The sequence below is a fragment of the Enterococcus alishanensis genome (genome assembly GCF_019218635.1).
GTDB classification, from domain to species: Bacteria; Bacillota; Bacilli; order Lactobacillales; family Enterococcaceae; genus Enterococcus_A; species Enterococcus_A alishanensis.
The window spans coordinates 1-1,029 of sequence record NZ_JAHUZB010000028.1; the positions used below are offsets into that span (position 1 = coordinate 1).

Here is a 1,029-nt window from a genome sequence, read left to right on the forward strand (position 1 = left end):
AATTAATCATGTGAAAATCATTCCTTCAAAACAATTATAGTAAACATTGTTCGCATGACAAATAAGAATACTCTAAAAATTTAAAAATGCTAGAAACACCTAAAAGTTGTTTTTTTATCTTAATACGGCACAGATGGAGTTTGACTAGTAACTATTTTCTCGATACTCTTGATACAAGCTAAAAATAGCAGAACGAATAAGGAGGGATAGTATGAGTGATATTACAAAAAGTATTGAATTATTAAAGAATCAAAAGTGGGTTGATCTAAGCCATAATATTCATGAAGGAATTCCTTATTTTCAATCATTTCGACCAATGAAAGAAGAAACATTGATGACAGTAAAAGAGAATGGTTTTTTTGCAAAAGAATATCAACTTGTCACACAATACGGAACACATATTGACGCTCCGATACATTTTGTAGAAGATAGTTTGTCGGTGGATCAACTGCCAATAAAAAATTTTTTACTGCCATTAATTGTTATTAATAAAGAAAAAGAAGTCATAAAAAATTCTGATTATTCATTAACGGTTAAAGATATTAATAATTTTGAAGATGAATATGGAATAATTCCAGAAAATAGCTTTGTAGCCTTTGCAAGTGGGTGGTCCAAGCGTTGGAACAATCCTACTTCTTTCTACAATACTGGAAGTGATGGGCAAGCACATACACCTGGATGGTCAATAGGGGCTTTACAATTCTTACACGAAAAGCGAAATGTAACCGCGATAGGTCACGAAACATTAGACACTGATTCAGCAATTGACTGCAAGAAAAATTCTGGACTAATTGGAGAATTATATTGGTTACAACAAGAGAAGTTTCAAATTGAGGTGCTGAATCATTTAACGGAGCTTCCTGCGATCGGTGGAGCAATCTCTATCGGAGTACCGAAAGTAGAAGGTGCCCCCGGTTTTAATGTTCGAGCAATAGCTATTGTTCCAAAAAATTAGGTAAATATAAGTATAAAATCAATGAAGTAACATATGTTTAGATAAGGAATTAAAATGCACTCAAATTATAGTGT

1 protein-coding gene is annotated in these 1,029 nt (G+C 32.6%); it reads left to right on the plus strand.

The genetic code is table 11. The features are described from left to right. Positions 1 to 211 precede the first annotated feature (211 nt). Positions 212 to 955, plus strand: coding sequence for a cyclase family protein (locus KUA55_RS18085; protein ID WP_218327769.1), 744 nt, complete (start codon positions 212 to 214; stop codon positions 953 to 955). Positions 956 to 1,029: the final 74 nt, after the last annotated feature.